The organism is Nocardia sp. JCM 34519.1, from assembly GCF_020361265.1.
GTDB classification, from domain to species: Bacteria; Actinomycetota; Actinomycetes; order Mycobacteriales; family Mycobacteriaceae; genus Nocardia; species Nocardia arthritidis_A.
In genome coordinates this window covers 59,882-83,668 of the sequence record NZ_JAIRBR010000025.1, presented here as the reverse complement: position 1 = coordinate 83,668, position 23,787 = coordinate 59,882, and the positions used below count along the sequence as shown (strand labels likewise).

Annotated in this window: 25 protein-coding genes; 16 read left to right on the top strand and 9 right to left on the bottom strand. The window is 67.3% G+C overall.

What is annotated here, in order from left to right; translation table 11 throughout:
* Nucleotides 1–92: 92 nt before the first annotated feature.
* Nucleotides 93–1,037, top strand: coding sequence for a non-homologous end-joining DNA ligase (gene ligD, locus LGY53_RS37825; protein WP_225731504.1), 945 nt, complete (start codon nucleotides 93–95; stop codon nucleotides 1,035–1,037).
* Nucleotides 1,038–1,199: 162 nt separating this feature from the next.
* Here ligD and LGY53_RS37820 read toward each other — a convergent pair whose 3' ends face one another.
* Nucleotides 1,200–1,928 (bottom strand): alpha/beta fold hydrolase, encoded by a 729-nt coding sequence (locus LGY53_RS37820; RefSeq protein WP_225731503.1) that lies wholly within the window; start codon nucleotides 1,926–1,928, stop codon nucleotides 1,200–1,202.
* Between the two features lie 77 nt (nucleotides 1,929–2,005).
* Here LGY53_RS37820 and LGY53_RS37815 point away from each other — a divergent pair, with 77 nt between their 5' ends.
* Nucleotides 2,006–2,632: a helix-turn-helix domain-containing protein gene (locus LGY53_RS37815; protein ID WP_225731539.1), complete on the top strand. Its 627-nt coding sequence runs from the start codon at nucleotides 2,006–2,008 to the stop codon at nucleotides 2,630–2,632.
* 151 nt (nucleotides 2,633–2,783) lie between these two features.
* Complete coding sequence (locus tag LGY53_RS37810; RefSeq protein WP_225731502.1) at nucleotides 2,784–3,014, top strand: hypothetical protein; 231 nt, start codon at nucleotides 2,784–2,786, stop codon at nucleotides 3,012–3,014.
* Between the two features lie 144 nt (nucleotides 3,015–3,158).
* Here LGY53_RS37810 and LGY53_RS37805 read toward each other — a convergent pair whose 3' ends face one another.
* Entirely contained in the window at nucleotides 3,159–3,512 is a 354-nt protein-coding gene (locus LGY53_RS37805) for a hypothetical protein (RefSeq protein WP_225731501.1), read from the bottom strand.
* A 271-nt stretch (nucleotides 3,513–3,783) separates the two neighbouring features.
* Between LGY53_RS37805 and LGY53_RS37800 the strand changes: the two genes are divergently transcribed.
* Nucleotides 3,784–5,346, top strand: coding sequence for an alpha-amylase family glycosyl hydrolase (locus LGY53_RS37800; RefSeq protein ID WP_225731500.1), 1,563 nt, complete (start codon nucleotides 3,784–3,786; stop codon nucleotides 5,344–5,346).
* Between the two features lie 82 nt (nucleotides 5,347–5,428).
* Here LGY53_RS37800 and LGY53_RS37795 read toward each other — a convergent pair whose 3' ends face one another.
* Entirely contained in the window at nucleotides 5,429–6,847 is a 1,419-nt protein-coding gene (locus LGY53_RS37795; protein ID WP_225731499.1) for a glycoside hydrolase family 5 protein, read from the bottom strand.
* Between the two features lie 90 nt (nucleotides 6,848–6,937).
* On the opposite strand from LGY53_RS37795, the gene LGY53_RS37790 reads away from it, so the two are divergent.
* Complete coding sequence (locus LGY53_RS37790; protein WP_225731498.1) at nucleotides 6,938–7,519, top strand: TetR/AcrR family transcriptional regulator C-terminal domain-containing protein; 582 nt, start codon at nucleotides 6,938–6,940, stop codon at nucleotides 7,517–7,519.
* Between the two features lie 9 nt (nucleotides 7,520–7,528).
* Here the strand turns inward: LGY53_RS37790 and LGY53_RS37785 are convergent, their stop codons facing one another.
* From LGY53_RS37785 to LGY53_RS37775, 3 genes are read right to left on the bottom strand one after another with little or no spacing between them, the layout of a single operon-like run.
* On the bottom strand, nucleotides 7,529–7,678 hold the full coding sequence (locus LGY53_RS37785) for a hypothetical protein (protein ID WP_225731497.1): 150 nt from the start codon (nucleotides 7,676–7,678) through the stop codon (nucleotides 7,529–7,531).
* A 22-nt stretch (nucleotides 7,679–7,700) separates the two neighbouring features.
* The gene (locus LGY53_RS37780; RefSeq protein ID WP_225731496.1) at nucleotides 7,701–7,952 is read right to left on the bottom strand and encodes a hypothetical protein; all 252 of its coding nucleotides are present in this window, start codon (nucleotides 7,950–7,952) and stop codon (nucleotides 7,701–7,703) included.
* A 9-nt stretch (nucleotides 7,953–7,961) separates the two neighbouring features.
* Nucleotides 7,962–9,506: an FAD-dependent monooxygenase gene (locus LGY53_RS37775; RefSeq protein ID WP_225731495.1), complete on the bottom strand. Its 1,545-nt coding sequence runs from the start codon at nucleotides 9,504–9,506 to the stop codon at nucleotides 7,962–7,964.
* Nucleotides 9,507–9,592: 86 nt separating this feature from the next.
* Here LGY53_RS37775 and LGY53_RS37770 point away from each other — a divergent pair, with 86 nt between their 5' ends.
* A complete protein-coding gene (locus LGY53_RS37770; protein WP_225731494.1) occupies nucleotides 9,593–10,306 on the top strand; it encodes a TetR/AcrR family transcriptional regulator in 714 nt (237 codons plus the stop codon).
* Here LGY53_RS37770 and LGY53_RS37765 read toward each other — a convergent pair.
* Together LGY53_RS37765 and LGY53_RS37760 are read right to left on the bottom strand one after the other, a co-directional pair.
* Nucleotides 10,303–10,821 carry a glyoxalase superfamily protein gene (locus tag LGY53_RS37765; protein ID WP_225731493.1) on the bottom strand — a complete coding sequence of 173 codons (519 nt, stop codon included), beginning with the start codon at nucleotides 10,819–10,821 and terminating at the stop codon, nucleotides 10,303–10,305. The two genes, LGY53_RS37770 and LGY53_RS37765, sit on opposite strands and share 4 nt — an antisense overlap.
* 191 nt (nucleotides 10,822–11,012) lie before the next feature.
* Nucleotides 11,013–11,822: a nucleotidyltransferase domain-containing protein gene (locus LGY53_RS37760; RefSeq protein WP_225731492.1), complete on the bottom strand. Its 810-nt coding sequence runs from the start codon at nucleotides 11,820–11,822 to the stop codon at nucleotides 11,013–11,015.
* Nucleotides 11,823–11,978: 156 nt separating this feature from the next.
* On the opposite strand from LGY53_RS37760, the gene LGY53_RS37755 reads away from it, so the two are divergent.
* On the top strand, nucleotides 11,979–12,701 hold the full coding sequence (locus LGY53_RS37755; protein ID WP_225731491.1) for a class I SAM-dependent methyltransferase: 723 nt from the start codon (nucleotides 11,979–11,981) through the stop codon (nucleotides 12,699–12,701).
* On the opposite strand, the gene LGY53_RS37750 is transcribed toward LGY53_RS37755, so the two are convergent.
* Entirely contained in the window at nucleotides 12,634–14,127 is a 1,494-nt protein-coding gene (locus LGY53_RS37750; RefSeq protein WP_225731490.1) for a PucR family transcriptional regulator, read from the bottom strand. The genes LGY53_RS37755 and LGY53_RS37750 overlap by 68 nt on opposite strands.
* A gap of 159 nt (nucleotides 14,128–14,286) precedes the next feature.
* Here LGY53_RS37750 and uraD point away from each other — a divergent pair, with 159 nt between their 5' ends.
* The 9 genes from uraD (at nucleotide 14,287) to LGY53_RS37705 (ending at nucleotide 23,786) form a co-directional block, all read left to right on the top strand.
* The gene (uraD, locus tag LGY53_RS37745) at nucleotides 14,287–14,814 is read left to right on the top strand and encodes a 2-oxo-4-hydroxy-4-carboxy-5-ureidoimidazoline decarboxylase (RefSeq protein ID WP_225731489.1); all 528 of its coding nucleotides are present in this window, start codon (nucleotides 14,287–14,289) and stop codon (nucleotides 14,812–14,814) included.
* The gene (uraH, locus tag LGY53_RS37740; protein WP_225731488.1) at nucleotides 14,811–15,110 is read left to right on the top strand and encodes a hydroxyisourate hydrolase; all 300 of its coding nucleotides are present in this window, start codon (nucleotides 14,811–14,813) and stop codon (nucleotides 15,108–15,110) included. The genes uraD and uraH overlap by 4 nt, the downstream gene beginning before the upstream one ends.
* Nucleotides 15,111–15,113: 3 nt before the next feature.
* The gene (pucL, locus tag LGY53_RS37735; RefSeq protein ID WP_225731487.1) at nucleotides 15,114–15,992 is read left to right on the top strand and encodes a factor-independent urate hydroxylase; all 879 of its coding nucleotides are present in this window, start codon (nucleotides 15,114–15,116) and stop codon (nucleotides 15,990–15,992) included.
* A gap of 3 nt (nucleotides 15,993–15,995) precedes the next feature.
* Nucleotides 15,996–16,865, top strand: a complete 870-nt coding sequence (locus LGY53_RS37730; RefSeq protein ID WP_225731486.1) for a xanthine dehydrogenase family protein subunit M — start codon at nucleotides 15,996–15,998, stop codon at nucleotides 16,863–16,865.
* Complete coding sequence (locus LGY53_RS37725) at nucleotides 16,865–17,338, top strand: (2Fe-2S)-binding protein (protein ID WP_167474471.1); 474 nt, start codon at nucleotides 16,865–16,867, stop codon at nucleotides 17,336–17,338. The genes LGY53_RS37730 and LGY53_RS37725 overlap by 1 nt, the downstream gene beginning before the upstream one ends.
* Entirely contained in the window at nucleotides 17,335–18,690 is a 1,356-nt protein-coding gene (locus tag LGY53_RS37720) for an 8-oxoguanine deaminase (RefSeq protein WP_225731485.1), read from the top strand. The genes LGY53_RS37725 and LGY53_RS37720 overlap by 4 nt, the downstream gene beginning before the upstream one ends.
* Complete coding sequence (locus LGY53_RS37715; protein ID WP_225731484.1) at nucleotides 18,687–21,068, top strand: xanthine dehydrogenase family protein molybdopterin-binding subunit; 2,382 nt, start codon at nucleotides 18,687–18,689, stop codon at nucleotides 21,066–21,068. Before LGY53_RS37720 ends, LGY53_RS37715 begins: the two co-directional genes overlap by 4 nt.
* A 118-nt stretch (nucleotides 21,069–21,186) precedes the next feature.
* Nucleotides 21,187–22,629, top strand: a complete 1,443-nt coding sequence (locus LGY53_RS37710; protein WP_225731483.1) for an NCS2 family permease — start codon at nucleotides 21,187–21,189, stop codon at nucleotides 22,627–22,629.
* A 17-nt stretch (nucleotides 22,630–22,646) separates the two neighbouring features.
* The gene (locus LGY53_RS37705; protein WP_225731482.1) at nucleotides 22,647–23,786 is read left to right on the top strand and encodes an XdhC family protein; all 1,140 of its coding nucleotides are present in this window, start codon (nucleotides 22,647–22,649) and stop codon (nucleotides 23,784–23,786) included.
* Nucleotide 23,787 lies beyond the last annotated feature (1 nt).

Here is a 23,787-nt window from a genome sequence, read left to right as displayed (position 1 = left end):
CTCGAAGTAAAGACCGGTCGGTATTCTTGGAGCGACTGTCGAGCAACGGCGTTCGAGTTCGCGAGAGGACCGGCGATGGCGGCGAGGCGGATATGAAGGGGCTGCCGCGCTATGCGCCGATGCTGGCCACGGCCGGCGTCATACCCGGAAACGACTCGCAATGGAATTACGAAGTGAAATTCGATGGCGTCCGCGCGATCGGCTATATCGATAGCGACCTGCGGCTGATGTCCCGAAACGACAAGAACATCACCGCGGCCTGGCCCGAACTCGCCGGGCTCGCCCCATCGGATCCGTCATTCGTCGTCGACGGCGAAATCGTCACATTCGCCGCGGATGGGCGGTCCTCGTTCGAGGCGCTACAGCCGCGGATGCATCAACGCAATCCCGCCGCGATCCGCGCACTGGTCAACAGCGTCCCGGCCACGTATATGATTTTCGATCTACTCCATATCGGGGATCGCTCACTGATCGACCTGCCCTACCGGCAGCGACGGGAATTACTCGAACAACTCAACTTACGCGGCCCGAATTGGCAAACCCCGGCTCGCCTGAACGGATCCGGCGCCGCGGTTCTCGAAGAATCGCGACGCCTCGGATTGGAGGGAATTGTCTGCAAACGCGTGGACAGCCCTTATTCCCCGGGCCGACGCAGCCCGCTGTGGATCAAGGTGAAGAACATCCGCGATCAGGAGGTCGTGATCGTCGGCTGGCGGCCGGGCGCCGGACGGCGCGCCGGGCAGATCGGCTCACTGCTCATGGCGGTGCACGACGACACCGGTGAACTCACCTACATCGGAAACGTCGGCACCGGCTTCACCCAGGCCATGCTCGCCGACCTACATGCGAAACTCGAACCGCTGCAACGCAATACAGCACCCGTAGCGGCACCCGTCGCCGACGCCGTCTGGGTCGAGCCGACCCTCGTCGGCGAGGTGACCTTCACCGAATGGACCGGAGACGGCAGGCTTCGCCATCCCTCGTGGCGAGGATTGCGGCCCGACAAGGAATCTCGCGACGTGAAACTGCCGGAATAGCCTCCGACCTATTTCGCCGACCAGTCGCGGATCGCGGCGACGAACTCCGCGGGCGCGTCGGACTCCACGTAGGTGCCCGCGCCCTCGACGATCACGGTCCGGTGCTCGGGGAAGGTCGCTTCCAGGCGCTTGCGCTCCTGGGGGCGGAAGGCGATGTCGGCGTCACCCCAACACGATCAGCGTCGGCAGGTGGGAGAGGTCGGCAAGTCCGGCCTCGACCTCGGCGAAGAAGGTTCGGCTGGCAAGGACCCGCCCGGGGAATACGGCGGAGGCCTTGCGCCGCTCGGGGGTATCCATCGCCCGGCGGTAGTGGGCCATCTCGGCTGCCGTCGGCTTCCGCCGCCGGTGACCCAACGGGATGAACACGTTGACGACGAAGTTCAGCCGCTGGGCGAGGAAGCGGCCCAGGGGTCCGCCGAAGAGGCGGGAGAAGTACTCGAAGTGGAGAACACCGTTGACCGGCCAGGCCCAGGTGTTGGCGAGCACCAGCCGATCGAACACGTTCGGCCGACGCTCCGCGACGGCCAGGCCGATCAGACCGCCCCAGTCCTGCCCGACCAGCGTGACCCCCTCCAGTTCGAGCTCGTCGACGAATCCGGTGACCACGTCGGCGTGCTCCTCGGGCAGATAACGGTAGCCGGGCTTCGCCGCCGAAAGTCCGAAGCCGGGGTAATCCATTGCGACGCAGCGGAAGTCGTCGCGCAGCGCGCGAATCACGTCGCGCCAGAGGAACGACCAGGTCGGGTTGCCGTGCAGGAGCAGCAGGGTGGGCCCCGACCCCTCGTCGACGTAGTGCACGGTGTGCCCGTCGATATCGACGAAGCGGCTCTCGAACGGGAACAGGGCGTCGTCGACCCAATCGGGCCGCACGCTGCTGGTGGTATCGGCCATGGCGGCCCCCTTTGGGCTCGGCGGCAAGGTATGCTTGAGAATGTCACGCACACTTGAGAAAGACAAGTAGAGGAATGATGCGTAGCTACGGTCAGTACTGCGGGCTCGCCCGGTCGCTCGAAGTCGTGGGCGACCGGTGGAACCTGCTCATCGTCCGCCAGCTCCTCATCGCCCCCGCCCGCTACCGGGACCTGATCGACGGCCTCCCCGGCATCGCGACCAACCTGCTCGCCGACCGGCTCCGCGACCTCGAGACCGCGGGCGTGATCGAGCGGCGACTGGCCGAGGCGGGCAATGCGGTCGAATACGCCCTTACGCCGTGGGGGGCCGAGCTGCGCCAGCCGATCGAAAGCCTGATCCGCTGGTCCACCCCGCTGATGCTGCGCGGCCCCGACGGCGACGCCTTCCGCCCCGGATGGCTCGCCCTCGCCGTCCCCGCCCTGCTCGACACCCGGGTCGCGGTCCGCCCCTCGGCGACGGTGGGCCTCGAGATCGGCGGCCCACCCTTCCAGCTCCGCGCGACGCGCTCCGGCTTCGAGGTCGCCCCGCACGACGGCCGCGACCTCGACGCCACCGTCCGCGCCGACCCCGCCTACATACTCGGACTCGCCGCGGGCGCCATCACCCTCGGCGACGCCCGCGCCCTCGGGCTGGTGGAGATAGACGGCGACGAATCCGTCGTCCGCGCCGTCTTCGCCGCCTGACGGGTGCCGCTCCGTCGGGCGTGCGGCGTCCGATCATGGCGTTGATCAACTTGCTGCGGGCCGTCGATGGTTACTTTCGCGCAATCAGGGAAGCCCACCGGTGCAGGTATCGAGAAAACTCACACGATCGCGATTCGAAGGAGGACATCTCATGAGATTCGCCAAGGCGGGTGCCTCGGTTGTACTGCTGGCCGGTTTATGCGCCGCAGGGGCGGGTGTCGCACACGCCGACCAGACCATCACCGTCACCACGGATTTGCTCGGCTGCGCGACCCGCGCCGACATCGACGTTTCCGCGCTGAACGGGGTCACCCCGGGCACATCGGTGACCATCTCGGACACGTTGGCGGCGCAGCTCCGCCAAAGTAATTGCATGCCTTGATCTTTCGGCAGGGCTACTAGGGCGCGCGGCCACGGGATGCGACTGTCGGCCGCGCGCCCGGCCGCGCGATGCGAGCCATCGAAGGCGACGAACTCCGCCTCGACCGAGACGAACCGCTCGGCCGAAGGCCCTTCTGTCGCAACGCTAGAACTTCCATTCCTCCCAACGACTGCCAGCGATCTCGGGTGCGGGCAACCCATACTTGATGGCGTGCCAACGGGCATGCCACTCCTGCGGCGGGCGGGCCAAGATTGCGCAGGCTTTATGCGCGATCTCCTCGGGACTGCGATCGCGCCATGGGATGTCGACGAACACCTGGTAGTCGTCATCGATCTCGAACCAGATCTCCAGGATGTCGTGATCGTCGGGATTCCTACTGACCCGGACAGGAGTAATGCCGTACGCGCGTAGCCGGGCGTCATCCAAGCCGGTCAGGATGAGACGTCCGGCGGTGCGCTCCGGGGTCTCCCACGAGTGATCCGCCGCAACCCGCATCACCTCGCGATCATATTGGGCCGCAACGAAATTGACCGAACGATCCATTGGCACCTTCCTCGACCACTCCCAACGCACCAGATCACCGACGCGAGCGATCGTGATAGCGGTACCCGAAGAGTCGTAATCGCCGCAGCCTCCGCACCGTGCGATGGGGACAGTGCGTGGCAGCGGCCCGGCGGCCAGCCGATTGGTCGGCACCAGAATGTCGTACGGGCGTTCGGCACCGATTGGATAGGGTCGTGTCGATGCCTTGGGCCGGAAGGGATTGCGCATGGGCTGGTGGCGGGATGCGGTGTTCTATCAGATCTATCCGCGCAGCTTCGCCGATTCGGATGGGGACGGTGTGGGTGATCTGCCCGGAATCATCGGGCGGCTGGCGCATTTGCGGGATTTGGGGGTGGATGCGGTCTGGCTGTCGCCGTGCTATCGGTCGCCGATGGTCGATTTCGGTTACGACATCAGTGATTACCGCGATATCGATCCGCTGTTCGGCACGTTGCGCGATTTCGACGAGTTGTTGTCGGCCGCGCACGGAATGGGGCTGCGGGTGGTGTTGGATCTCGTCGCCAACCACACCTCCGATCGGCACCCGTGGTTCCAGGAATCGCGGTCCGCGCGGGACGCGCCGCGCCGCGACTGGTACGTGTGGGCCGATCCCGCGGAAGATGGTGGGCCGCCGAATAATTGGCTGAGCGCGTTTCCGGACACCGGGACGGCGTGGACATTCGACGAGGCCACCGGCCAGTACTACCTGCATTCGTTCACGCGCAATCAACCCGACCTCAATTGGTGGAATCCCGCTGTGCGGCAGGCGATGACCGAGGTGATGCGGTTCTGGCTGGATCGCGGTGTCGACGGCTTCCGGTTCGACGTCCCGCACCGTTTGATCAAAGACCGTGCGCTGCAAGATAATCCACCCGATGTGGCGCATCTGCGCAAGGCGACCGGCGCACCGCCGGGACGGCAGCGGCATATCGATCGCCCCGAGGTGCATGAGGTGCTGCGCGTCTTGCGAGCCGTGCTCGACGACTATCCGGACCGGGTGGCGGTCGGCGAGGTGGGCGTCACCGATTCCGGCCGGCTGACCGCCTATTACGGCGACGACGACGAACTGAACTTGCTGTTCAATTTCGCGTTCTGGTCACAACCGTGGTCCGCCAACGGTTTTCGTGACGCGGTCGCGGTCGTGGAGGCCACGACACCACCGCACGCGTGGCCGACGTACGCGCTGTCCAACCATGATCTCCCGCGCGCCGCCCACCGCTACGCCGCGGACGGCCACGGTCCGGCGCGGGCGCGTCTGGCGGCGATGATGCTGCTCACCCTGCGCGGCACGCCATTTCTGTACTACGGCGAGGAGATCGGCATGACCGATGTCCCCGTTCCGGCGGAGCGGGCACACGATCCGGACGGCCGCGACGGCTGCCGCGCTCCGATGCTGTGGAACGCAAACCGGCACGCCGGGTTCACTCTCGGCACACCCTGGCTGCCCATCGCCGCCGACGCACCTGCCATCAATGTCGCGGTTCAGCGCGCACGGCCCGATTCCCTGCTCAACCTGTATCGAAAACTGCTGGCGCTGCGTCGAACTCATCCGGCGCTGACCGAGGGTGCTTACCGCGTAGCCGATTTCGGTGACGATCGGGTCTTCGCCTATCACCGCGAGACCGGTGACGAACGCCTGCTGGTCGCACTGAATTTCGCGGCGACCTCGGTGACCGCTCCGATGGCGCTCGACGATGCTCGCCTGCTCTGCTCAACCCACCCGGGCAGCACCGGATCGGATGATCTTCGCCTCGGCCCACACGAAGGAATCATCGTGTCGATCGGGTGATGGCCAGCATGTGTTGTCCGGCAAGGTATCCGATCGGTGGTCGGCACTGCCGTGGACGCGGCGGGCGCCGACCCGGATCGGATCAGGATTCGACGAAAATCGGAGTCAGCGTCAGCGGCAGGGTGGCGCGCCCGTCGGTGACCCGGATGGGAACCGGTTCGCCGTACGCGTTGAGCGCGCGGGCGGTGGCGGTAGGCCAGGGGAGTTCGTGGGCCGTCGCCGGGGCCGACTCGTCGCCGAGGTCGGCGTGCCGTTGCCATGCGACGACGAGCGGCCCACCGTCGCGGTCGACCTCGAAGATGTAGGAATCCGGATTCTCGGTGGGCATTCGCTGAATCGTCTTGGCGCCGTGCAGCATTCGTGAAGTCAGCGCGAGGGCGTCCGCCTGTCGGTGCCGCAGGGTGATCTCATCTTCGTCGTAGTCCATGAGGGCGAACTTGTCGAACAGCAGGCCGAGTATCGTGTAAGGCTTTTGGCCGCCGGGTGTTTCGGGCGCAAGATTCCAGCATGTCGTGCGCCGGACACCCGCCGAAAGGGCGAGTAGATTGCGCATCACGATCTCTCGGCACATCCAGCGATCGTGCATATCCGCGTACTCCGGTGGGCAGCCCTGCATGAACATCTGCAATTCGGGCGGCAATTCGGGCATCCGGTTGTAGAGCTCGACCATCGCGTCGTGTTCGGCGGCGGGTTTGTCGTCGGTGGTGGTCGCGGTCCAATCGCTGTTCTCCGACATCATCGCCATGAATCCGGGAGCCGCGGCCGCCAGGTGTCTCCACGCCTGCGGTCCCGGCAGCGGGCCGTTGTATTCGGCGGCGACGATGGGCTTTTGGTAGCCGTGCCGGGCCATCATGGCGCGGGTCGCGGCGATCCGGTCGGGGATCTGGTACGGATCCTCGTACAGGTGCACGTCGTATACGTCGAAATGGTCGCGGCCGTGTTCGACGAGGTATTCGAAAGTGTCCGGCCGGATCTTGTTTTCGTGCGGTTCGCCGCCGAGCATGACGAGGGCTTCCGGATCGGCGGCGCGCACCGCGGCCGCGAACACCTTCAGCTGTTCGAGATACTCGGCGGGCGTCCCGGCCCACAGGATCGGCATGGACGGCTCATTGTCGAACTGCCAGTAGGTGATTCGGCCGCGGCAGCGGGTGACCAGCGCGCGGACGAATGCGCCGAAGGTGTCGAGATCCTTTGCCGGAGAAGGCGGCAGCATATCGGTGACCCGCCGGGTGCCCCACAGTGATGCGGACGAGACGGTGATCAACACCTCCTCGTCGCCGTCCAACTGCGCGAGCAGCGCGTCGACGGCGTCCCAGACGAAGCGGCCCGGCTCGGGTTCGATCTGTGACCAGTACAGGAAGCAGCGGAGCATGCCCGCGCCGACGCTGCGTACCGCGGGCATGATCAGTTCCGGCGGGCGCAGCAGACCGTAGGTGATGCCGCGGACGACGCCGAGCCGGATACCCGGCGGAATGTCCCGGTCCAGCGCGATTTCAGTCATGGTTTCCTCCCAACTAGACAGTGTTCACTGAACACTGTCTAGTGACAGTAGCTGAACACTGTCTAGTAGAAAAGGCTAGGATCATCCGCCATGGCCCTCGACCGTGAACTGATCGTGCGCACCGCCCTGGCTCAGCTCGACGAGGTCGGGTTGGCGGCGCTCTCGCTGCGCCGTCTCGCCAAGGACCTCGAGGTGCATCCGTCGGCGCTGTACCACCACTTCCAGAACAAGCAGGACCTGCTGAACGAAATGGCGCGCGAGCTGGTGCTTTCGGTGGTCGGCGAGGTGGGGTATCCCGGTGCGACGTGGGACACCTGGCTGACTCATCTCGCACGCACCCAGCGCCGCGCCATCCGCTCCCGCCGCGACGGTGCGCTGCTGATGATCAGGGCGCGCCCGGACGCCGAATATCAGCTGGACTATCTGGACCAGCTCTTCGAACTCCTTGCCGCGGCGGGCTTTTCCCGTGAACAGGCGGGCGCGGCCTTCATCGCCGTCAGCAACTACACCATCGGCATGACGCTGCCCGAACAGCAGCGGGAAGCCCTGACCGGCGCCGCCCGCCACCTCGACCGTCCCGGGGTCCAGAGCATCGTCGCGGCATCCGCAGACGCCGACGCCACCTTCGAAACCGGCCTTCGCTGGCTGATCGACGGAATGCGCCCGGCGTAGATCGGCTGGTTACCGTCGGCCGAGTTCGGCCAGGCGGGTCAGCGCGGGGAGGGCCGCGGGCAGCGTCTCGCGGTTCGTCTTTGTGCGTCGGTCGGCGAGGCCGGTCATCGCCGAATCCGCGCGGACGGCCGCCCGGTCATCGTGTTGGCCGAGCGGCATCCGCGCTGTAATCCCGGTCCGCTCAATAACTTTGCGACAAGTTGTATGACACGCAGCGGCCGGTGTCGCCGTTGGTCCAGCCGATGAGGATTCCGTCGGTCAGGAAGCACATACTTCCGTTGGGCACGCATTGGCCGTTCGTGTTGATGACGGCGCTGCCGTTGTTGCACTTCGTGCCCGGCGGCGGTGCGGCGTGCCCGACGGCCGTCGAGGCCATCGTCAAGCCGAGCGCGACGATTGTGCCGGCGGCGAGGCGAGTTGGCATGTGCGGCATGGGTTCTCCCTATGGCATCGAGTCCGAGCCGACACTATAGATCGATGTCGTCGGCTGCTGCTGCGGTGCGCCTCCCCACCGGTGGAGAGTCGCTTCGAGACCGGTGGTATCGGTCGTGTCGCAGGCCCAGGCGACCACCCCGTCCGGGCGGACCAGCACACCGGTCGGCGCCGCGTATTCGTCGATCACGCGGCGCACCCGCTCGCCCCATGCCGCGCCGAGCCGGGCGAACGCGCCGTCCGGAGTGCGGTCGAGCAGCAGGAATTCGCCGCCGTGACCGTGGTCGACGAGGCGTGAGCCGTCGCGCAGCCACAGATCGGGGACGAGCCGCCCGATCAGCGGATGGTCACCAGGCAGGTCGACGCGCTGGTCGACGCCGGAGATCTTCTTGACCGCGTAGGTAGCGCCGTCCCCGGTGTTCAGCAGATCGGCCAGGATCCCGCGCAGCGCGGCCGATTTGGCGTCCCCGCGCATTATCGCGGTCTGGGACCGCGTCCAGTCCAGCACCCAGGCGCCGAGGGGGCGGCGTTCGGCGTCGTAGGTGTCGAGCAACCCGTCCGGCGCCCATCCGGCGAGCACGGCGCCGAGCTTCCAACCCAGGTTCATCGCATCGCCGACCCCCAGGTTGAGCCCCTGACCGCTGAACGGCGGGTGCACATGTGCGGCATCGCCCGCCAACAGCACCCGGCCCGACCGGTAGGTCGCGGCTTGGCGGGCATTGTCGGTCCAGCGGGTCGGGGTGGCGCGCAGCACGGTCAGCGTGACATCGGTGCCCGAGATCCGGCGCAGGCTGGTTTGCAGTTCGGCGAGGGTGACCGGCGCCGAGCGGTCGACGGGGCCGCCGTCGAATTCGATGGTGGCCACCCGGCCGGGCTGCGGTCCGTAGCGGTAGGCGCCTTGGGATGACCAAACCCATTTGTTCGCAAGCTTTTCCGGGTCGGCGATCTCGACGACCGCCTGGTATCCGGTGAATTCGGGGTCGGTGCCGGGGAATTCGATGCCGGCGAGGCGGCGCACGGCGCTGTGCCCGCCGTCGCAGCCGACCAGCCAGCCGGTGCGGATCCGGCCCGCGGTAGTGCCGACGAGCACGCCGTCGCCGGTGTCTTCCAGTGCGGTGACCGTCACCCCGCGATGCACCGGAACACCAAGTCGCGCAACGTATTCGGTGAGCAGCGCGACCAGTTCACGCTGCGGCACCATTCGCGCCCCGGCGGCCGCGGTATGTGCGGCGAGGTCGGGATCGGACCAGTCGACGAGGTCGGCGTCCAGGACGATTCCCGCGAAATGTCCGGTGAACCGGTTGTCGGGCGTGCCGGCGAACGGCCCCATACGCGTGAGCGTCTCCCGGTGCACCGCCGCGGCGGCGGGGAGCAGGCCGCGGCGGTCGAGCGCCTCGGCCGTCGGCACGTTGATCGCCTGTGCCTTCATCGCCTCGTCGGGCTCGGTCAGGCGCTCGAGCACCTGGACTGTCGCGCCGGAGAGCGCCAGCTCGGCGGCGAGCATCAAACCCACCGGCCCGGCTCCGACCACGGTCACGTCTCGATCACTGAACACGAACACTGTTCTACTTACGAACACTGTTCGTGTCAAGGGCAGTGCTCTATACGCGAACGTCGTTCGTGCCGGGCTATGGTTGTCGCGTGAACCCGAGACAGCGGCGCGCGGCGCGCCACCTGCCGCCGAATCCGGAGGTCGAGGCCGGTCCGCGGCCGCGCCGCCGCAAGGCCCCGATCACCGTGGAACAGGTCGTCGACACCGCGCTCGGCGTCATCGCGACGGAGGGTTACGAGGCGCTCACCATGCGCAGGCTGGCCGGCGCGCTCGACACCGGACCCGCCTCGCTGTACGCGCACGTCGTCGATAAGGCCGACCTCGGCGAATTGCTCATCGGGCGGCTGTGCGCCGAACTCGTACTACCCGAACCCGATCCGGCGGCCTGGCGGGCACAGATCCGCGATGTGTGCACCCAGCTGCGCGACAAATACCTGAAATATCCCGGGATTTCGCGCGCCGCGCTCGCGATGGTCCCGACCGATCTCGAGATCGTGCGGATCAACGAGGGCATGCTGGCGATCCTGCTGGCGGGCGGTATCGCCCCGCAGGTCGCCGCGTGGACCGCCGATGCCCTCCTGCTGTATGTGGCCGCGTACTGCCTCGAAATATCGGTCGTGCGGCAGCGCGCCGTACACGACGACACCGCCTGGGTGCTCGACCGCGCCGAACTGATCCGCCGATTCACCGCGTTGCCCGCCGAAACGTTCCCGCACACAACGCGTTACGCCGCCGAACTCACCGCGGGCGACGGCCACGAACGGTTCGATTTCACCATCGACCTGATGCTCGGCGGACTCTAGGCCGCTTCGGCGAAGCGCAGCACGTTGCCGAATGGATCGATGGCGGCGAGGGTGCGGAATTCGCCGTCGTCCTCGATGCCGGGGCGCAGGAATTGATATGGGCGTGAATGCAATTCGGCGCACAGGGCCTCGACATCGCGCACCGCGATCCAGACGACGGTGTTGGGGCTGCCGTCGCTGTGATGCTCCGACAGGTGCAATACCGTATTCGACCGCGAAATCTGAAGGTAGTGCGGCGTATCCGGTTCGTATTGATGCACCCAGTCGACGGTGAACCCGAGGTAGTCGACATAGAATTCGGTCGCCTTGGCGAGGTCGAAGATGCGCAGCACCGGAATCGCGGCGGCGCAGGCGAATCCGCCGTTCGCGGTGCCGGACAGCGTATTCCAGTCGCGGGCGCCGAGTTGGCGGGCCACGATCTCCAGGCATTGGCCGTGGCCGAGCGTCACATCGTGCTCGGCCAGCGCCGAACGCAGCGCACGGGCCATGGATTTGGCGCGGGAGGTGGGTTCCATCGGGACATCCTTGCTCGCGGCGGAAGCTGACGGTGGTGCTCACTTTGCCACGATCACGCCGCGCATTCGATGTCTCGCGAAGTTCGTCGAGGGTGCGTTCACCTGCCCCGAACCGGGGGTGAGCGGCGGGCCGCACCTGGCCGATCGCCAGCTTCGCAAGCAGCCCCGCCGGCTGTCAAGGACATTGCGGGTCATGACTGTTCCGCAACGGGCGTATTCGGTCCGAGGACCGAATCGTATTCGGCGGCGAGCCAAGGGGCGAGATCGTTGATGAGGTCGTCGAGGACGGCGGGGTCCGGGGTGGTGGCGGCGGTTGCGGCGGTGCGCATTTGCGCGGCGCGGGTGGGGTAGTAGCGGCCGAAGATGGTGGCGGACAGTTGCAGGTCGCTGGTCCAACCGCCCCAGCGGGGCATGACGAGGGTGAATCCGGTGCGGACGATGCGGCGGGCGGCCTTGCGGCACAGCGTGATCCGGTCGGCGTCGGTGAGTTCGGTGTCGAGTTGGGCACGCCAGGCGGCGATGGCCTGGTCCAGGTCGGCGTTGGCGGCGCGGGCGAGGCGCGCGGTGGGACGGTAGCGGGGGAGCCGGTCGGCGAGGTCGTCGCCGAGCAGCGGGGTGCACAGGCAGGCGACCATCCAGCCGAGGTCATGGTGGCCGATATCGTCGAGCAGCGTGGTGGTGGCCGCGATTTGCATTCCGGCGCCGTCGATCTGGGCGAAGGCGGCATCCAGTTCGGCGCCGATGCGGTCGGCATCGGCCCGGTCCTCCTCGGTGGGTTCGCGGTGCAGCGCGAGTAGCACATCGAGATCGGATACCCCTGGCACGGCGGTGCCGCGCGGCACGCTCCCGTACAGGTAGGCACTGTGCAGTCGGCCGGGACCGAAGGTGTCCGAGATCAATTCGCGAGTGCGCGCCACCAGCGGCGCGAACTCCGGCTGGACATTGCTGAGCGAACCCTCTCGCGCGATGAACCCATCGGCATCCAACCCCGTCACGGCCATATATGCACTATGTCAGCGAAAGTCGCTGCATGCGAGCTCATTTCACCGCGTTTCCGCAGATCGCGAACCCACCGATTCCGCCCTCGGCCGAAACCCTGGCACCTACTCGCTCGGCCCGTCTGTAATCGACCGATGGAAACAGAGGGGTCGAGACCGATGAATACCGGATATGACGGTATCGCCGACTGGTACGAGCGTGAGTTCCTGGCGAGCCAGCGCCCGGGAGATCCGCTGGAGATCGATCGCATCCTCGGCGAATTGCTCGGCAGCCGCGAAGAAGCCGACACCTGTCTCGACATCGGTTGCGGCACCGGAATATACGCGGCCCGCATGCACGAGCTCGGCTGGCGCCCGCTCGGCGTCGACCTGTCCGCTCGAATGCTGGCATACGCGGCGCCCCGGCTACCGGTGGTGTGCGGTGATGCGAAACGACTTCCGTTCCGCGACAACAGCATCCCGGCCGCGGTGGCGATCATGACGCATACCGATATGCCGGACTATCCCGCGGTGCTCGGCGAGGTGCGGCGGATATTGCGGCCGGGCGGGATATTCGTGCATATCGGCGTACATCCCTGCTTCTGTGGGAGTTTCGCCGATCGCGCCGACGCGGCGGCGATCGTGATCCGGCCGGGTTATCGGGAACCGCACTGGACGACGCGCTCGTGGACCGATCGTGGGTTGCGCGACAAGGTCGGGGCGGCGCATCTGCCGCTGGCCGGATTGCTGTCCGAATTCGTCAGCGCTGGAATGGAATTGGTTGGGTTTGCGGAGGGCGGGGGGCCGACGCCGACGGTGCTCGCCGTCAAGGCGGTCAGCGCAGGGCCAGGGCGAGGAAGAAGTCGACCCGGTCTTCCAGGCGGGACAGGTCGCGGCCGGTGAGCTCCTCGATCCGTTGGATGCGGTAGCGCAGGGTGTTCACGTGAACGTGCAGCAGCTCAGCACATTTCGTCCACGAGCCGGAGACCTGGAGGAAGGTTTCCAGGGTGTGGATGAGGTCGGCGCGGTTGTCCTGGTCGTAGCTGCTGAGCGGGTCGAGCAGGCGCAGCCGGAACATGCGGCGCACCTCGTCGGGCACGCTGGCCAGCAGCAGCATGTGGGTGGCGAGTTCGCCGTGGCCGACGACGCTGGCCCGCTGCGGGCGGGCGGCGGCCATCCGCCGGGCGTAGCGCGCCTCCTCCACCGCGCCGCGCAGCCCCTCGCCGTCGACGATGCCGCTGACGCCGACCGAGAGCCTGCTGCCGCGCAGTCCCGGCGCCAAAGCCTGGACGGCGTCCCGTATTTCGTCGATGACCGAGCCGCCCTCGTCGGCGGGCACCAGCGCGATGGCCTCCTCCTCGACCACGCCGACCGCGGGCCGCCTGCCGAACTGCATCTCGCGCAACAACATTCGCACCTCACCTGGCCGCAGCAGATCGGCGTCGGCGGCCACCGCGAGATAGTTCTCGGTGGCGCCGAGCCCGGTGAGCTCCAGCCGGGAGATGATCTCGGCCGGTTTCGCGTCGGAGACGATCAATTGGATGAGTTCCTGCGCGAGCCGCCCGGAGGTCCGCTGCCGGTCGTCCTGTCTGGCGCGTTCGAGCGACACTACCGCGGCCAATTCCTCGGCGAGTGCGCGCCGCTCCTCCGGCCAATCCTTGAAATCGCCCTCGAAGACCAGGAACCAGTCGGCGGCGCGTGAGGTGCTGTGCTCGTCGACGGCGAACAGCGACAGCCGTCGCTCGGCGATCAGGTGCGGTAGGCGGCGGGCGCTGAGAAAGGCGGCGGTGACGTCGGCGGGCGGTTCGGCGGGCCCGGCGACCACCCGGCCGGTGGACGACAGCACCCAGCAGCGCATGCCGAGGTCGCGTTCGATCAGCTCCAGCACCGCGCCGAGCCCGTCACCGGAGACCAGTTGGCGGTGCCGGTCGAGCACCGCGGTGAGGTCGGCGGCGCGGCCGGTCGACAGATTCCGGGTGATCTCCTCGGTGACCTGCGCGAACGCAATATCCTCCGGGACGCGGAAGAGTGGGAGCCGATAGCGGCGACAGGCATCGACGATATCGGGTGGCGCACCGCCGTAGCGGGCGTCGCCGGTGGCCAGCGCGGCCGCACCGGATCGGGCGACGGCGGCGACGAACGCCTCGCTGTCGGCGGCGTCGCGACGCCACTGCATCCCGGTCACCACCAGTTCGCCGCCGGACAGGTAGCGGCTGGGGTCGAGCATGTCGGTGGTGACCACCCAGCGCACGAACCGGTCGAGCTGATCCTCGCCGGTGACCAGCTGTAGGCCCAGGTCAGTCATGGTGAGCAGGGATCGAAGTCGCACGTTTGCGAAGGTTAACAGGGTTAACGAGAGGTGGCCTTGGACATAAGTACAAAAGCTGGGTTGTGAAGCAGCGCACAATTCAGATTTCTCGCTTCTGGCTGTGGATCTCCAATGCGGGTGTACTGGGCTGACCACCGGATATGGCCGCATGGAGGTTGGATGTCGAACGGAATCGGATGGCTCAACGCGCTGCCGCCCGACCAGGCCGAGCGGGAACTGCTCACCTGCTGCGCCTCGCCGAGGTGGGCGCGCACGGTGGCGTCGGGTCTCCCGTACGCCGATGCGGCCGTCCTGATCGAGACCGCGACCGCCGCGGTCCGCGAACTGGCCTGGCCCGATGTCGAGGCGGCGCTCGCCGCCCACCCGCGCATCGGCGATCGCGCCGAAACCAAAGGGCCGCATGGTCTTTCGGAGCGGGAAGCGGCCTGGTCGCGGTCCGAGCAGTCCGGTGCGGCCGACGCCGACCCGACCGTGCTCGCGGCGCTCGCGCAGGGCAACCGGGACTACGAGCAGCGCTTCGGCCATGTGTTCCTGATCCGGGCGGCCGGGCGCGACGCGGCGCAGATGCTCGTGGAATTGCACAAACGGCTGGGGAACCCACCCGAGGTGGAACGCGATGTGGTGCGCGATCAGCTCGCCGAGATCACCGGGCTGCGGGTGGCCAAGCTGGTGGAGGGACACCGTTGAGTTTGTCCACCCATGTGCTGAATGCCGCGACGGGCCGTCCGGCGGCCGGGCTCGCGGTCCGGCTGGTCGCCGCGGACGGCACGGTGCTGGCCGACCGGCGCACCGATGACGACGGGCGGGTCAAGGATCTGCCCGCGCCCGCGCCCGGCGTGCACCGACTGATCTTCGACACCGCGGCGGTGAGCCCCTTCTATCCGACGGTCACCATCGAATTCACCGTCACCGATGCCGACGAGCACTACCACGTGCCGTTGCTGCTGAGTCCGTATTCCTACTCCACCTATCGAGGTAGCTGAACAATGTCGATCAAGCTCGGTCCGAACCGATACGGAAAGTCGGAGAACCGTGTCGTCAAGGTGACGAAAAACGGTGGCGTACATGAGATCCGGGATCTCAACGTGAGCGTCGCGCTCTCCGGCGAGATGGACCAGGTGCATCTCACCGGCGACAACGCGACGGTGCTGCCGACCGACACCCAGAAGAACACCGTCTTCGCCTTCGCCAAGGAATACGGCATCGATTCGCCCGAGGCGTTCGGTCTTTTGCTCGCAAGGCATTTCGTCGGCTCACAGGAGCCGATCCATCATGCGCGGGTCTCGCTCGAGGAGTACGGCTGGGAGCGGATCGTCGCCGATAACGGCGACAAACAGCATTCCTTCGTGCGCAACGGTCAGGAGACCCGGACGGCCCGGGTGCACTTCGACGGCGAAAACGCCTGGGTGGTATCGGGTTTGCGCAATCTGGTGGTGCTGAACTCGACCGGTTCGGAATTCCACGGCTATATCAAGGACAAGTACACCACCCTGCGCGAGACCACCGACCGGATCCTGGCCACCGAGGTGAACGCCGAATGGCGGCACGCCTCCGATGCCACCGCCGATTGGGACAAGTCCTACCGGGAGGCGCGGCGCGCGATGCTGGAGGCGTTCGCGCAGACGCACAGCCTCTCGCTGCAGCAGACCCTCTACGCCATGGGCGACAGGGTGCTCGCCGCCTGCCCGGAGATCGTCGAGGTGCGGCTGTCGCTGCCGAACAAGCACCACTTCGAGGTGGATCTGGAGCCGTTCGGGCTGGTCAACGATAACGAGGTGTTCTTCGCCGCCGACCGCCCGTACGGGCTCATCGAGGGCGCGGTGCTGCGCGAGGACGCCCCGGCCCCCGGTCCGGCGTGGGAGTGAGCGATGGACTTTCTACGACCCGAAAACTGGTTGCACGCATTGGAATTGAAGGCCGAGCGCCCCGACGCCCGCGCGATACAGGGCGGTACCGATGTGATGGTCGAACTCAATTTCGACCACAGCCGCCCGGCCGCGCTACTCGATCTCAACCCCTGTCGTGAGCTGTTCGGTGTGCAGGTGGAGGGGAATCGGCTGCGCATCGGCGCGGGCGTGCCCTACGTGAAGATCATCCGGGATCTGCACCGGCAGCTGCCGGGTCTGGCGCAGGCCTCGCGCACCGTCGGCTCGCCGCAGATCCGCAATCGCGGCACCGTCGGCGGCAATCTCGGCGCGGCATCCCCCGCGGGCGACAGTCATCCGGCGCTGCTGGCGGCGAATGCGGTGATCGAGGTGGAATCCGCGGCGCGCGGCACCCGGATGATCCCGGTGGACGACTTCTACGTCTGGGTGAAGCGCAACGCGCTGGAGCCCGATGAGCTGATTCGCGCGGTGTGGTTGGAAAATGCAAGCGGGCCACAGTATTTCGCCAAAGTTGGCACGCGGAACGCGATGGTGATCGCGGTCTGCTCGTTCGCCGTCGCACTGCATCCGGAGACGAAAACCGTTGGCACCGGCATCGGTTCGGCGGGTCCGACGCCGCTGCGGGCCACCCCGGCCGAGGAATTCCTGGCCGCGCGACTGCCGTGGGACGATCCGGCGCCGCTGCCGGATGCGGTGCGGCGCGAATTCGGCGCACTGGTCGCGGCGGCTTCGAAGCCGATCGACGACGTCCGCGGCGCCGCGGACTACCGCAGGCACGCGCTCTCGGTGCTGGCGCGCCGCGCGCTGGGCTGGGCCTGGAACGACTATGTGGCAGAAAGGAAGGCGGCCTGATGCGCGTCACCTTCGACGTCAACGGCTCCGAGGAGACCGTCGACGATGTCTGGGAGGGCGAGAGCCTGCTCTACATGCTGCGCGAGCGAATGGGCTTGCCCGGCTCCAAGAACGCCTGCGAACAAGGCGAATGCGGTTCGTGCACGGTCTATTTGGACGGCACCCCGGTCTGTTCCTGCCTGGTCGCGGCCGGGCAGGCCGACGGTCGCTCGGTGCGCACCGTCGAGGGGCTGGCGCAGGGCGATCGGCTCGATCCGATGCAGCAGGCCTTCGTCGAGGCGGGTGCGGTCCAATGCGGTTTCTGCACACCGGGTCTCATCGTGCAGGCGCACGACCTGATCGAGCGGGTCCCTGATCCGTCGGATGCCGAGATCCGTGAGGCACTGGCCGGGAATCTGTGCCGCTGCACGGGTTACGAGAAGATCCTGGATGCCGTCCGGCTGGCGGCCGAGCGGAAGGCGGCGCGGTCATGAGTCGGCTTGTCATCGAAAACGCGTACATCGCACCGATTGCCGGGCCGGAGATCGAATCCGGGTACGTCGTGGTGGACGGCGGGCTGATCGAGGCGGTCGGCTCGGGCGCGGCGCCCGCGGGCCTTGACGCCCAGCGGATAGACGGCACCGGTTGCCTGGTGACGCCCGGTCTGGTGAACACCCACCACCACCTGTACCAGTGGGCGACGCAGGGCCTGTACCAGGACGCCACCCTGTTCGAATGGCTGACCGGCCTGTACCGGATCTGGGCACGGATGGACGCCGATGTCGTATATGGCGCTGCCGCAGCGGGTTTGGGCTGGATGGCGCTCACCGGCTGCACCACCAGCACCGACCACCACTACGTCTTCCCGAAGGGTCGCGGCGACCTGTTCGAGGCCGAGGTGCGCGCCGCGCACGAACTCGGCATCCGGTTCCATCCGTGCCGCGGTTCGATGGATCGCGGGCAGAAGGACGGCGGGCTGCCGCCGGACGAGGTGGTCGAGGACCGGGATGAAATCCTGTCCAACACCGCGGAAACCATCGACAAGTACCACGATCCGTCGTTCGGCTCGATGCTGCGGGTCGCGGTGGCGCCGTGCTCGCCGTTCTCGGTGAGCGCCGATCTGATGACCGAATCCGCGACGCTCGCCAGGAGTATGGGCGTCCGGCTGCACACCCACCTCGCCGAAACCCTCGACGAGGAGGAGCACTGCAAGGAGCAGATGGGCTGCACCCCGGTCGAATATATGGAAAAGCTCGGCTGGCTCGGTGACGACGTCTGGTTCGCGCACGCGGTGCACCTGCACGACAAGGATATTCGCCGCTTCGCCGAAACCGGAACGGGTTCGGCGCACTGCCCCAGCTCCAATGCCCGGCTCGGCGCCGGAATCGCCCGCGTCACCGACCTCTTGGCGGCGGGTGCGCCGGTGGGGCTCGGCGTCGACGGCGCCGCCTCCAGCGAATTGACCTCCCTGGCCGGAGAAATGCGGCAGGCCATGCTGTTCCAGCGCGCGGTGCACGGACCGAAGGCGCTCACCGCGCGGCAGGCGCTGGAGATCGGCACCATCGGCGGTGCGCGAAACCTCGGCCGCCAGGACGAGATCGGCACGCTCGAACCGGGCAAGCTGGCCGATATCGCGATGTGGCGGGTCGACGGTTTCCGGTCCGCGGTCGCGGATCCGGTGTGCGCCCTGGTATTCGGCCCGCAGCCGCCGCTGGCCCGGCTGCTCGTCGGCGGCCGGACCGTGGTGGAGAACGACGAATTGCGCACCGTCGCACACGATGCCGTCGGCCGTGCGGGCGCGCTGGCCCGTAAACGCCTCGCGCGATTCGAACAGGAGGGGCGATGACTACGACATCGCGAAGCGATTCCGTGAGGGGTGGCGGTCGGGTGGCGGGCGGGCCTACAGCACGTACTACGCGTTTTCCGGAGCAGGTCGCCGCGCCGGGTAAGGGCGGCGTCGGCGAGAGCCCGCTGCGCCCGGATGGCACGCTCAAGGTGAAAGGCGAATTCGCCTACGCCTCCGATCTGTGGATGGACGGGATGCTGTGGGGTGCGACGCTGCGCAGCCCGCACCCGCGCGCCCGCATCGTCTCGATCGATATCGCGCCCGCGCTGGCACTGCCCGGCGTGCACGCGGTGCTCACCCACGAGGATGTGCCCGGCCGCAAGATGTACGGGCTCGACCACACCTGGGATCAGCCGGTATTGGCGATCGGGGAGGTGCGCCACCACGGCGAGCCGATCGCGCTGGTCGCCGCCGATCATCCGGAGATCGCCCGCCGCGCCGTCGCGGCCATCGCGATCGAATGGGAAGTGCTGGAACCGATTACCGATCCGATCGCGGTGATCGAGGATCCGGAGCGGCTGAAGGTGCAGGAGCGCGGCGGCATCGCCCGCCACCAGCCGGTGCGCACCGGCGATCTCGCGGTGGGCCGCGCGCTCGCGGAAGTCGTTGTGACCGAGGAGTATACGGTCGGCATCCAGGATCAGGCCTTCCTCGGCCCCGAGGCCGGTCTGGTGATACCCGGCGAGGACGGCGGGCTCGACTTCTATGTGGCCACCCAGTGGATGCACAACGATCTCTCGCAGATCGGCCCGTGCCTGCGCCTGCCGCCGGAGAAGATCCGGATGACGCTGGCCGGCGTCGGCGGTGCGTTCGGCGGCCGCGAGGACCTGTCCATGCAGATCCACGCGGGCATGCTGGCGATGTACACCGGCAAGCCGATCAAGATGATGTACAACCGCGAGGAGTCGTTCTTCGGGCATGTGCACCGGCATCCGGCGCATATGCGTTACGAATACGGCGCGACCAAGGACGGCAAGCTCGTCTACGGGAAGGTGCGCATCGTGCTCGACGGCGGCGCGTATACCTCGGCGACGCTGAACGTCACGGGGAACGCGTCCTCACTCGCGGTGGGCCCCTACGAGATTCCGCATCTCGAGATCGACGCCTACGGTGTGTACACCAACAATCCGCCGTGCGGTGCGATGCGCGGATTCGGCGCGGTGCAAGCGTGTTTCGCACACGAGTCGATGATGGACAAGCTGGCCGAGGCATTGGATATGGATCCGGTGCGGGTGCGCCAGATCAACGCGGTATCGCAGGGTTCCAAACTGGCCACCGGGCAGGTGCTGCACGCGCCGACGCCGATGGCCGAGATGTTGAGCAGGGCGAAGGCGATGCCGTTGCCGGAACCGTTGGACGCGGCCGACATTCGCAATCTGCCCGGCGGCGCGTCGCAGACGACGCACGGTGAAGGTGTGGTGCGCGGCATCGGATACGGCGTCGGCATCAAGAACATCTGCTTCTCCGAGGGTTTCGACGATTACTCGACGGCGCGGGTGCGGCTGGAGGTGATCGGCGGCGAGCCGGTGGCGCTGGTGCACACCGCGGCGGCCGAGGTGGGCCAGGGCCTGGTGACGGTCGAGGCGCAGATCGCGCGAACCGAACTCGGCATCGAGCGGGTCACCATTCATCCCGCGGACAACGGGGTCGGCGACGCGGGCTCGTCCTCGGCGTCCCGGCAGACCTATATGACCGGCGGCGCGGTGAAGACCGCATGCGAGGCGGTACGCGAGACCCTGCTGAAACGCGCTGCCGCACAGGGACATCCGGGTGTCGCGCTGATCGGCGGCAAGGTGGTCTCCTATACCGGTGAGGTGCTGGCCGCCATTGTCGACATCCTCGGCGACGAATTCATCGAGGAGACAAGGACCTACTCGCATCATCGGACCACCGGGATGGATCCGGTCACCGGCCAGGGCAATAGCCACACCCAGCTCGCGCTGTGCGTGCACCGTGCGGTGGTGGATGTCGACACCGAGCTCGGCTTGGTGAAAGTCGTTGCGCTGGACGCGGTTCAGGACGTCGGCAAGATCATGAACCGGCTCTCGCTGGAGGGTCAGATCCACGGCGGCGCCGTGCAGGGCCTCGGCCTGGCGGTCATGGAGGAGATCCAGGTGCGCGACGGCAAGGTGCGCAACCCGTCCTTCACCGACTATCTGATCCCGACCATCCTCGATACGCCGCCGCAGCGGCTCGACATACTCGAAAACCCAGATCCGCGTGCCCCATACGGGCTGCGCGGCGCAGGCGAGCCACCCACGCTCTCCTCGACTCCCGCCATCGTCGCCGCCATTCGTGACGCGTGCCGGTCGGCGGGTGGAACCGTGCACATCACCCATGTGCCGGTGCGACCGGAGGACATCATCCGGAGCTGTTGATCAACGGGGGCCCGGCGGGTGACATGTCCGGGCCCCACAACCGCTAGATCCGAACCAACCGGTGCCGGGGCGGCAACCCCGCGCACCGTAGGTCGGCTACGCCCTTAGGAGGGCAGCCATGACCCAAGTACAGACCCAATCTCCCGCATCGCGGCAGGCGATTGGTTCGACCGCGCTCGAGAAGTTGTTTCGACTGCGTGAACGCGGAACCACTATAACCCGGGAAATCCGCGGCGGTGTCACCACATTCGTCGCTATGGCGTATGTCATACTCCTCGTCCCGCTGATCCTCGGCGGCGTCAAGGACGTCAACGGGGCATCGCTCAGCATTGCCCAACTCACCACGGCCACCGCGTTTTCCGCGGGCCTGAGCACCATCCTCATGGGTGTCGTCGGCAATGTGCCGCTGGCCCTGGCGGCCGGTCTCGGCGTGGTTCCGGTGGTTGCCTTCCAGGCGGCGCCGCATATGACCTGGCCGCAGACCATGGGCCTGGTCTTCCTGATGGGCGTGATCATCGTGATCATGGCCGCGACCGGGCTGCGGACACTGATCATCAACGCCATCCCGATCGGGCTGAAAAACGCCATCGGCGTGGGCATCGGCTTGTTCATCGCGATGATCGGGTTGGTGTCCTCCGGTGTCGTCGGGCACGGTGCGAGCGATGGTCCACCGGTGACGCTCGGGCAGGGCGGGCACCTCGTCGGTTGGCCCGTAGTGGTTTTCGCCGTCGGGCTGGTCCTGATGCTCGCGCTCTACGTGCGGAAAGTGCCCGGCGCCATCCTGATCAGCATCGCGGTCGCGACCGTTGTCGCCGTCGTGATCAATTCGCTGGCCAGGATCGATCCGAAGTCCTGGGGCACGGTGGTGCCGAAGACGCCGCAAAAGCTGTTCGCCGCACCGGATTTCGGGTTGATGCTGCATATCGATCCGCTCGGCGGCTTCGCCACCGCGGGCGCGCTGACGGCGGGTGTCGTGCTGTTCACCCTGGTGCTCACCGGGTTCTTCGACGCCATGGGAACGGTTTTCGGGGTATGTGACGAGGCCGGGCTGCTCGACGAGCGCGGCACCATGCCGGGGCTCGGCAAGGTGCTCACCGTCGACGGTGTCGGCCAGATCATCGGTGGTCTCAGCGGCGGTGCGGGCAACACCGTGTACGTCGAGTCCGCGACGGGTGTCGGTGAGGGTGCCCGCACCGGACTCACCAGCCTGGTGACCGGCGGATTGTTCTGCCTCGCAGTGCTTTTCACACCGCTCGCGGGTGTGGTGCCGATCCAGGCCGCCGCGCCTGCGCTGGTATTGGTCGGCGCGCTGATGATGACCCAGGCTCGCAAGATCGACTGGACGGATCTGGAGGTGGCGGTACCGGCGTTCCTCACCATCATCCTGATGCCGTTCACCTACTCGATCACCAACGGTGTCGGCGCGGGTCTGATCGCGCTGCTGGTGATCAAGACGGCACGCGGCAAATTCCGCGAAGTGCACTGGTTGCTCTGGGTGGTCGGCGCCGTATTCGCCTGTTACTTCGGAATTTCCGCGATCGAGCTGCTGCTCGGCGGATAGGAAAGGGTCGGGAGATAATGCGTGACCTCGCGGCAGAACTCGGGAAATGGCATGCGGCGCGGAAGAATTACGCCGTTGCCTCGGTCATCGGCATCACCGGAAGCGCGCCCCGGCCGCTCGGTGCCGCCATGGCCGTCGACGATGAGGGCACAGTGATCGGGAGTATTTCCGGTGGCTGTGTGGAAGGCGCCGTTTACGAGCTCTGCCGCGAGGCACTTCGCACCGGAACTCCGGTGCGCGAAAGCTTCGGGTACAGCGATGACGACGCGTTCGCGGTCGGGCTGACCTGCGGGGGCGTCATCGAGGTCTTCGTGCAGCCGGTGGGGGAGGCCGAACGCTCCGTCTTCGATGCGGTGCTGCGAGCGGTCGAACCCGTTGCGCTGGTGCGTGATATGGGTTCCGGCGAGGCGATGGCCGTTGGCGCGTCCTGGATCGTCGGGACGGAATTCGATGCCACCGTCGCCGCCGAGGCGCGGGCGATGCTCGAATTCGGCGCTACCGGGGTGCGGGTGATCGGCTGCGCCGATCGGGAGCGCACCGTTTTCATCGAGTCGCAGGTGCCGCCGCCGCGGATGATCGTTTTCGGCGCAATCGATTTCGCGGGCGCGGTGGCGCGGATCGGGAAGTTCCTCGGCTACCACGTCACCGTGTGCGACGCCCGGCCGGTGTTCGCGACGAAGGCGCGGTTCCCGGAGGCGGACGAGGTGGTGGTTTCCTGGCCGGACCGCTATCTGGCCGGTACACAGGTGGATTCGCGCACCGTGCTGTGCGTGCTGACGCACGACGCGAAATTCGATGTGCCGCTGCTGGAGGTGGCGCTGCGGCTGCCGGTGGCCTATGTGGGCGCGATGGGCTCGCGCCGCACCCATGCGGACCGGATGGCCCGGCTGCGCGCCGTCGGGCTGACCGAAGCCGAACTGGCGCACCTGCGTTCGCCGATCGGGTTGGATCTGGGCGGACGCACCGCGGAGGAGACCGCGGTATCCATCGCGGCCGAGATCATCGCGTCGCGCCGCGGCGGCTCCGGCCTACCGCTCGGCACGAGCGGCGCCCCGATCCACCGGGACAGCGTGCCGGTGCCCGAGGTCGCGGTGCCGGACACTCTCGAATTCGCGGAGTTCGATGTGTCGCCGGGTCGTCCGGCTCGGCATGGGTGAC